The organism is Pseudomonas saliphila (assembly GCF_008638345.1).
GTDB lineage: Bacteria > Pseudomonadota > Gammaproteobacteria > Pseudomonadales > Pseudomonadaceae > Halopseudomonas > Halopseudomonas saliphila.
The window spans coordinates 1-1,985 of sequence record NZ_VTVA01000044.1 but is presented as its reverse complement, the minus strand read 5'-3'; the positions used below and the strand labels follow the sequence as shown (position 1 = coordinate 1,985).

Below are 1,985 nucleotides of genomic sequence, written 5' to 3'. Positions count from 1 at the left end.
GTGTCACCGCCGGAGTAATACTGACCCACCAGCGTCGACTTAAAATTGACCCACCTGAAGCAAAATGGCCGCCTAATCAAATGATCAGAGCGGCGGCCGATGTTGACTCAGGAGAGACTCGTGGAAATTCATGTATTACATGGCCAAGGCAACAGTATTCGCTCCATCGCACAGCAACTGGGAGTGTCGCGCAATACCGTACGACGGTACCTGCGGGACCTGTCTGTTGTAGCTAGCTATCCGGACCGGGGCCCGCGACCAACGAAGCTGGAGCCCTACAAGCCCTATCTGTTAGAGCGAATCGAGGCGGCCAAGCCGCACTGGATACCGGCCACGGTATTGTTTAGCGAGATCCAAAACCGTGGCTACACCGGCGGAATCACCCAGCTCAAGCACTACACTGCCGAGTTCAAAACGGTCGAGCCTGATCCGGTGGTCCGCTTCGAGACGCCGCCAGGCAAACAGATGCAGGTCGATTTCACGACCATCTCTCGCCACCGGCGTACGATTAAAGCCTTCGTTGCCACGCTGGGCTTTAGCCGCGCCACCTACGTCCGATTTTCCGAGCACGAACGTCAGGAGGACTGGCTACGCGGTATCGAAGAGGCGTGCCAGTACTTCGGAGGCGTGCCCCAGGAGATCCTGTTCGACAACGCCAAGACCATCATGATCGAGCGCGATGCCTACGGCGAAGGCCATCATCGTTGGAATGCGCAACTGCTGGCGTCCGCGCGGGATTACGGCTTTATCGCCCGCGCTTGCCGACCTTACCGGGCCCGCACCAAAGGCAAGGTTGAGCGCTTCAATGGCTACCTGAAGAACAGCTTCATCACGCCTCTGGCAGCTACCCTAACCCAGGCCGGCCTGCGGCTGGACGTGGCAACGGCCAATGCTCACATAGGCCCATGGCTTGAGCGTGTAGCACATCAACGTATCCACGGCACCACCGGCATCAAGCCCCAGGTATTGCTGGATCAGGAGCGCTTCCAGCTCAGACCTTTGCCACGGCAGGCAAAACGGGGTCCAGAGCAAATGCCAGTCACCGCACGGCCTGTGCCCAGGGAGAGCTTCCAACATCCGCTGAGCACCTATGACCGGCTACTGGAGGCGCATCCATGAATCTGCAACATCAGCGTATCCAACACGCCTGCGCGAACCTAAAGCTCGACACGCTAGCTAGCGAATGGTCAGCCATGGCCGACCGTTGCGCCTCGCAAGAAGACACCTTTGCCGTCTTCCTCGAGCAGCTATTGCGCTTGGAACTGGATGCACGGTCCCTGCGCTCCCGCGAGACCTTACTCAAGTTTGCCGGCTTCCCTGGGCGCAAGCTCTTCGAGGACTATGACTTTAAATTCGCCAGCGGAGCGCCGCGCAAACAGCTGAACGAACTGACAAGCTTGGCCTTCGTGGAGCGAGCAGAGAATGTCGTACTCCTCGGCCCTAGTGGCGTTGGCAAGAGCCATCTCGCCATCAGCCTGGGTCACAAAGCCGTCGCTCAAGGCATCAAGACGCGCTTCATCGCCGCAGCCGATCTGATGCTACAGCTGGCAACAGCCCGCAAACAGGAACGCCTAGAGCAATACTTGAAGCGCAGCGTGCTAGCTCCGCGGCTGCTGATCATCGACGAGATTGGCTATCTGCCGTTTGGCCGCGAAGAAGCCAATCTGTTCTTCAATGTCATCGCCAAGCGGTACGAGCAAGGCAGTGTCATCGTAACCAGTAACCTGCCGTTCTCGCAGTGGTCCCATGCCTTCGCCGATGACACAACGTTGACGGCAGCGTTGTTAGACCGGTTGTTACACCATGCGCATATCGTGCAGATCCGTGGCGAGAGCTACCGCCTGAAGGACAAGAACGCTGCGGGTATCGCGCCGGTCTCGGCCAACAGCCAAGATCTATTAAACAACAATTAATCGCCAAGGGTGGGTCAGTTTTAAACCGACGATATCGCCGATAAGTGGGTCAGATTTGAACCGTCGTTGACA

At 57.9% G+C, this 1,985-nt stretch carries 2 protein-coding genes; both read left to right on the top strand.

Annotated elements, in window-relative coordinates:
* Positions 1–99 precede the first annotated feature (99 nt).
* Positions 100–1,119 carry an IS21 family transposase gene (gene istA, locus FHK95_RS19910; RefSeq protein ID WP_150302440.1) on the top strand — a complete coding sequence of 340 codons (1,020 nt, stop codon included), beginning with the start codon at positions 100–102 and terminating at the stop codon, positions 1,117–1,119.
* Entirely contained in the window at positions 1,116–1,913 is a 798-nt protein-coding gene (gene istB / locus FHK95_RS19905) for an IS21-like element helper ATPase IstB (RefSeq protein ID WP_150302439.1), read from the top strand. Before istA ends, istB begins: the two co-directional genes overlap by 4 nt.
* Positions 1,914–1,985: the final 72 nt, after the last annotated feature.

What these genes read in the sequence shown, in the direction of transcription:
- istA (WP_150302440.1), top strand. Translation starts at nt 100, where the DNA reads ATGTTGACTCAGGAGAGACTCGTGGAAATTCATGTATTACATGGCCAA.
- istB (WP_150302439.1), top strand. Translation starts at nt 1,116, where the DNA reads ATGAATCTGCAACATCAGCGTATCCAACACGCCTGCGCGAACCTAAAG.